This is a genomic window from Nitrososphaera sp. (assembly GCF_037447015.1).
Lineage (GTDB): Archaea > Thermoproteota > Nitrososphaeria > Nitrososphaerales > Nitrososphaeraceae > Nitrososphaera.
This window is the reverse complement of sequence record NZ_JBBIHK010000066.1, coordinates 1-5,389: the sequence shown is the minus strand read 5'-3', so window position 1 is coordinate 5,389 and position 5,389 is coordinate 1. Positions and strand designations below refer to the sequence as shown.

General features: G+C 55.7%; 8 protein-coding genes and 1 pseudogene. 6 read left to right on the top strand and 3 right to left on the bottom strand.

The window, feature by feature from the left end:
• A pseudogene (locus WKI84_RS12850) lies at nucleotides 1-341 on the bottom strand (DNA polymerase sliding clamp); the annotation flags it as partial.
• A 108-nt stretch (nucleotides 342-449) separates the two neighbouring features.
• Here WKI84_RS12850 and WKI84_RS12845 point away from each other — a divergent pair.
• The 4 genes from WKI84_RS12845 to WKI84_RS12830 are packed head-to-tail and all read left to right on the top strand — an operon-like array spanning nucleotide 450 to nucleotide 3,063.
• Nucleotides 450-1,022: a phosphoribosyltransferase family protein gene (locus WKI84_RS12845; RefSeq protein ID WP_337863959.1), complete on the top strand. Its 573-nt coding sequence runs from the start codon at nucleotides 450-452 to the stop codon at nucleotides 1,020-1,022.
• Nucleotides 998-1,849 (top strand): SDR family oxidoreductase, encoded by an 852-nt coding sequence (locus tag WKI84_RS12840; protein WP_337863958.1) that lies wholly within the window; start codon nucleotides 998-1,000, stop codon nucleotides 1,847-1,849. Before WKI84_RS12845 ends, WKI84_RS12840 begins: the two co-directional genes overlap by 25 nt.
• A 23-nt stretch (nucleotides 1,850-1,872) precedes the next feature.
• Nucleotides 1,873-2,505 carry a DNA protection during starvation protein gene (dps, locus tag WKI84_RS12835; protein ID WP_337863957.1) on the top strand — a complete coding sequence of 211 codons (633 nt, stop codon included), beginning with the start codon at nucleotides 1,873-1,875 and terminating at the stop codon, nucleotides 2,503-2,505.
• Nucleotides 2,506-2,565: 60 nt separating this feature from the next.
• Nucleotides 2,566-3,063: a Rieske 2Fe-2S domain-containing protein gene (locus WKI84_RS12830; protein WP_337863956.1), complete on the top strand. Its 498-nt coding sequence runs from the start codon at nucleotides 2,566-2,568 to the stop codon at nucleotides 3,061-3,063.
• Here the strand turns inward: WKI84_RS12830 and WKI84_RS12825 are convergent.
• A complete protein-coding gene (locus WKI84_RS12825; protein WP_337863955.1) occupies nucleotides 3,054-3,356 on the bottom strand; it encodes a hypothetical protein in 303 nt (100 codons plus the stop codon). The two genes, WKI84_RS12830 and WKI84_RS12825, sit on opposite strands and share 10 nt — an antisense overlap.
• 355 nt (nucleotides 3,357-3,711) lie before the next feature.
• Between WKI84_RS12825 and WKI84_RS12820 the strand changes: the two genes are divergently transcribed.
• Nucleotides 3,712-3,972, top strand: a complete 261-nt coding sequence (locus tag WKI84_RS12820; RefSeq protein WP_337863954.1) for a winged helix-turn-helix domain-containing protein — start codon at nucleotides 3,712-3,714, stop codon at nucleotides 3,970-3,972.
• Nucleotides 3,973-4,066: 94 nt separating this feature from the next.
• On the opposite strand, the gene WKI84_RS12815 is transcribed toward WKI84_RS12820, so the two are convergent.
• Nucleotides 4,067-4,843 carry an ion channel gene (locus WKI84_RS12815; RefSeq protein ID WP_337863953.1) on the bottom strand — a complete coding sequence of 259 codons (777 nt, stop codon included), beginning with the start codon at nucleotides 4,841-4,843 and terminating at the stop codon, nucleotides 4,067-4,069.
• 259 nt (nucleotides 4,844-5,102) lie between these two features.
• Here WKI84_RS12815 and WKI84_RS12810 point away from each other — a divergent pair.
• Nucleotides 5,103-5,389 (top strand): hypothetical protein (locus tag WKI84_RS12810; RefSeq protein ID WP_337863952.1); only part of this gene is annotated, 287 nt, incomplete at its 3' end.

The window sequence follows — 5,389 nt, the reverse complement described above, 5'->3', positions numbered from 1 at the left end:
GTCTTGTACTCGCGCCTGTAGCCGTTCTGCATCCTGACGTGCAGCATGCTGTCGTTATCGCCAAGCGATACCTCTACCGTGTCCTTCTTGTCGGCCCTCTTGACCAGCTTGCTGAACTCGTCGACCCTGATGCCGAATTTTACCACGCTGTCGCACTCGTACTTTTCAAACGCGTGCGACGGCCAGTATATGTCGATGAGCGCAATGTGGGACGGATCCATGCCCCTGAAAGAGATGCCCTCGGCAGTCGCCTCAAACGTGGCCTCGTCTACAAGCGTGCTGATGGCGCTAGCTACTGCCTTCCACTCTTCGGGGGACTTTGTCTTGGCAACGAATACCAAATCAGCCTAATTGGAATGTGGTTGCATTTTAAACATTGCGCGTCATGATGCGTCGCCGCGGCCTGAATCGGATATATAGGCTGGAAGACAGTATTACGGGCAGAGAGCGTGCGAAAAGCGAAAAAGGGCGACAAAAGACAGCAGCAACAACAACAACAGGACGGGTGCGCGGATTGCTCGAAATCCGGGCTGTCGTTTGCGCCCAACAACGACAATAGCAGCAATAACACCAGCAACGTGGCTGCTGCAGCAGCGGCCGTCGCCAGAGAGCCCTGCAGCTGGTTTGAAATCCACTACCTTGTACAAGAGGTGGCGCGCCAGGCCCTGGAAAAAAAGAGAAAGTACGACTGCGTGCTTGGCGTAACAAACGGCGGCGTGATTCCTGCCCGGCTCCTTGCAGAGGAGCTTGGCATAGACGACATCAAGCTGATCCCTGTCCGAAAGAAAAAGCTTGTAAAGCAAGAGATGCCCGCGCTAGACAAAAACGCCCACTATATCGTCATAGACGACATTTACGATGCCGGCGACACCTACCGGATGGTAAAGGAGGCAGTCAGGGGGTTCTCGTGCGACTTTGCGTTCTGCATGTCCCGCTACCCCGGCTGCCCCGGGTTCTGCGGCAGGATACTGAACCATGAAAGGTGGATGGTGTTCCCGTGGGAAACGAAGACGCGGCGATGAGCGGCAGGGTCTGCCTGGTAACAGGGGCGACCTCGGGCATAGGGAAAGAGATAGCCGCCGGCCTAGCCCGGATGGGGGCCGCCGTGGTCATTGTCGGCAGGGACAGGAGCAAGTGCAAAGCAGCCGCCCTAGAGATCGGCAATGGTGAAAATGAAAAAATCTCGTACCTCGTGGCCGACCTGTCCTCGCAGGCCGAAGTGCGCCGGCTCGCCGGCGAGTTTCTGGACCGCCACAGCCGTCTGCACGTGCTTGTCAACAACGCCGGCGTGTTTGCGGCCCGGCGCGCCGAGACCGTCGACGGGATCGAGGTCACGTTCGCGGTCAACCACCTTGCGCCCTTTATGCTGACTGCCCTGCTTGCAAAGGCGCTTGCGGCTGATTCCAGAGTCGTCACCACAAGCTCTGTAGCGCACAGGGGCGCGCAAATCGACTTTGACGACATTGAATTCCAAAAGAGGCCTTACAGCGGCATCAAGGCGTACTCGCAGTCCAAGCTGGCCAACATCCTCTTTACAAGGGAGCTTGCCCGCCGCCTCCCGGCCGGCGTCCTTGCAAACTGCTTCCACCCCGGCGCAGTCAGGACGAACCTCGTAAGAAACGGGATGTACGGGGCCGTTTGGTCGGCCGCAGGCCCTTTCATGGCAAGCCCGCAAAAGGGGGCCGACACCGGCATCCACCTTGCGTCGTCGCCAGAAGTGACTGCAACTGGCAAATATTTCGTCAAGAGGAGGGAGGAACAGCCTTCCGGGGCCGCCATGGACGACTCTGCCGCAAAGCGGCTGTGGGAGCTGAGCGAGAAGACGACAAACGTTGGAGTAACTCTTTAATTTTCAACCCCTGCTATACGGACATGTCGTCATCGCCAACGGACAGCAATAGGGACAAAAGTGATTATGCCAAGACTACCAAGCCCGTGCCAAACATCGTCGCGCTAGAGGTCCTGCAAAAGAACGGCGTCAACGTGGAGAGGCTCAAGGAGCTCATAACAAAGGGCGTGGGCGCCGAGTTTACCACCTATTACTACTATACGATACTGAGGATGCACTGCACCGGCCTTGAGGGCGAAGGGATCAAGGAGATAGTCGAGGACGCAAGGATAGAGGACCGCAACCACTTTGAGGCGATGGTCCCCCGGCTTTACGAGCTTGGCGGCGCCCTCCCAAGGGACATCCGCAAGTTCGCAGACCAGGCGGGGTGCCCCGACGCCTACCTGCCGGACAACTGGGAGGACATCAACTCTATCCTGAAAGTCCTGCTTGAGGCGGAGCAGTGCGCCATCCGCTCGTGGGGAGAGGTGTGCGACATGACCGCAGGCAAAGACCCAAGGACGTACGACATCGCCCAGCGCATAATGCAGGAAGAGGTAGAGCACGAGGCGTGGTTCATCGAGCTCCTGTCAAAGAGGCCGTCTGGACACTTTAGGCGCAAGTTCGCCGGCCAGTCGCCGCACACAGGGTCGCAGGGTGGCCTCATCCACCTCTAGACGTAATATAATATACCTCTTCTTTCTTTTTCTTTTTGTCGAGAGACATCGTACAGGGATATGCAGCATAAAGAACAAGGCGGGAAGAAAAAAGATCAAGACGACGGATCGCAACATCCTCCTCATCATCACCAACAACACCATCACCAACAACACCAACAACAGCAACAGTCACCTGCCCTGCCACTCTGCAAGAGCAGCGAAATTCCCGAAGGGCGCTGGAAGGTCTTTACGGTCGGCTCTGCAGACGTGCTGGTGGGGAGGAAGGAGGGCAGCGGGAGGCTCTTTGCGTTTGACAACTCGTGCCCGCACAGGGGCGCGTCGCTTTCAAAGGGCGAAATGCACGGCGACAACATCGTCTGCTACATGCACGGCTACGAGTACAACGTCTTTACGGGCAAGCTGGAAAACATGAAGTCGTGGAAAAAAGAAGCCAGCTGGGTGGAGCAGTCGCCGGAATGGCGCAAGTCCGGCGACCTGGTGCTCTACGAGGTTTTCGAAAAGGACGGCCATGTCTATATCGTCGTCTCTGACGACCACCATCGTCATCACCAGTAAGAGCTGTCGTATTCGGCTCCCTTTTGTTGCTGCTGTTGTTGTTGCTGCCGCGTGTTCTTGCCTGCAGCAGCAGATGATGATGATTGCAGGTACTCCTTTACTCCTGCAAGGCCCTTGAACACGCCCTCGGGGGCAAACACCGCCGGCGCCCTGGTGGTGGGGAGCTCGCCACAGCAGCTCTCCTCGAACTTCTTGATGTGGTACTCGACGTATTCTCTGCCCGAGCTCGCAAACATCTCTGCTGCAAGGCGCGATTCCTGCGCGTCGTCAACCAAGAGCACCGGCTTGCGCACGTTTGCTTTGAGGCGCAGCAGAAAATAAAACAGTTGCTTTTTCTCTTTCCTTTATAAAAAGAAAGAAAGCAGACAAGAAACAGGCTATGGTGCTGCACGTCTGCCTTTCCCGGCAGCATCGCATGGAATCAGTTTATAGATGCAAAAGCCATGTGGGGCGGGCATCCATCCAAGATTGCAGCCGGCGCCGGCGTTGCACATACATACATATCTCTGGCAGGCGATCTTAAAAGCGGAGTTTATAAGAAGACGGCCAGCCCCTATTGTTACTTGGGGCGGGCCCGTTCTGTCCCGGTGATAACCCCAGATTTGTACCAGAGCATTTAAATATACATTTAAAGGATAATATTTAACAGTGGCAAACACTAGACGTGGTTGGTGCGACATTGTCGCAGACATTCTCAGTAGTGCAAAGGAAGGAGAGCGGGTCACAGAGATCATGTACCGTACGAAACTTTCTTACCCACACATGAAGGAGTACCTGAAGCTGCTCGAAGATTCGGGGCTGCTAAACTACAGCAATGATTCTAGCACGTACAAGACTACCAAGACCGGCCTGCTTGTCCTGAAGCGCTACAAGGAGTTCAGGGATCTGGTATTTTCAGACGGCCGCTGACTCTTGCTCTATGGGCGCCGGTCGCAATTTTTTCTGCCATGATAAAAAACAAAAGATCTTTTTCCATCTTTTCCTGCTCAGTCAGCATGCTGGGCTAGGCTTTGCCTGCGCGCAACCCATTTAGCAGCGCGACCAGCGTTGCAAACTCTTCGTCGCTCAGCTTTTCGACGCTGTCCACCTTTGCCTTGATCGCCTCCTTTGTCTCGGATGCGAGGCCGTTTCTGGAGCCGCCGCCTTTCATCCTTGCCGCAACGAGCGACGCGCCGAGGTAAGACGTGAGGACGGCAAATATCCCCATGCCTGTCACCATCAGGAAAGCGCCCACCACCCTTCCCTCGACAGTCATGGGATACGTGTCGCCGTACCCGACGGTGGTGACCGTGACTATGGCCCACCAGAACGCGTCGCCCAGGTTGGCTATCTTGGTATCCGGGTGGGACGATTCTACGAAAAAGCCGGCCACCGCGCCCGTGGTCACGATGCCGGCGGATAACACGACCAGCTCGGCCAGCCTGCTGCCCCGGGCGACTTCCGTGGCCCTGAAGAAAATGTGCACCAGCCTGAACAGCCTTATGAGCCGAAGCCCGCGTATGGCAACGCCGGCGATCACGTACGCGTCAAGCGCGGCAAGGGCAAACAGCGGGATCATGGCAGGTATCTCGTACCAGTGCTTCAGCAGGAACCTGCGGCCACCCTCGCCTGAGGACTTTAGCCTCCTGCCAAAGTCGGCGGCCATGACTGCCACTACAAACCCGTCAAAAGAATACGCAAAGAGCTTTTGCCCTCCGTCAAGGGGGACGAGATAGTCTATCAGGATCATGACTACAGAAGCCGCGGCAAGCCCCGTGACGAACGCTTCAAACCTGCTCATGGGTTGCCGGGAACGATCTTTTTAAAAAGCATTCTTCCGGAAGGCTGTTCTGTGAAAAACGGCTACTGCTGCTGCCGCCAGCGTCCGGGCTCCTTTGCGCGTCTGCCTTTTTTTCGCTCCAGCCCTGTCAGGCATATATTATTATAATATGCATATATGCCTGCAGATCAAAGAAGAAAAAAGATGTTTTTTCCATATTTGGAAATCAAAAAAATCTCCCGTGGTATAGTTAAATAAAACAATTCTATAGAAAACAGGTATGGAAGGCGGAATAGAGCACAAGGACATCGAAAACTCGGAGGTCTCTTTCGTCCTTCTCCCGCAGGTGAACGCCGACCCTGCCAGGTCGCTCAAAGAAATCGCCGAGGCGCTCAACATACACCTGGATCACCAGAGGGACATGATACCGTTCGTGCCCTTTAACGGCTTTGACCTTGCGTCGTCTTCCGGCAACGTGTTCCTCTACGCCCGCAGCGGCTCCGGCAAGTCCCGGGCGATATTTGAGATAGTCAAGAACAGGCTGCACGACTTTGAGCGCATCTACCT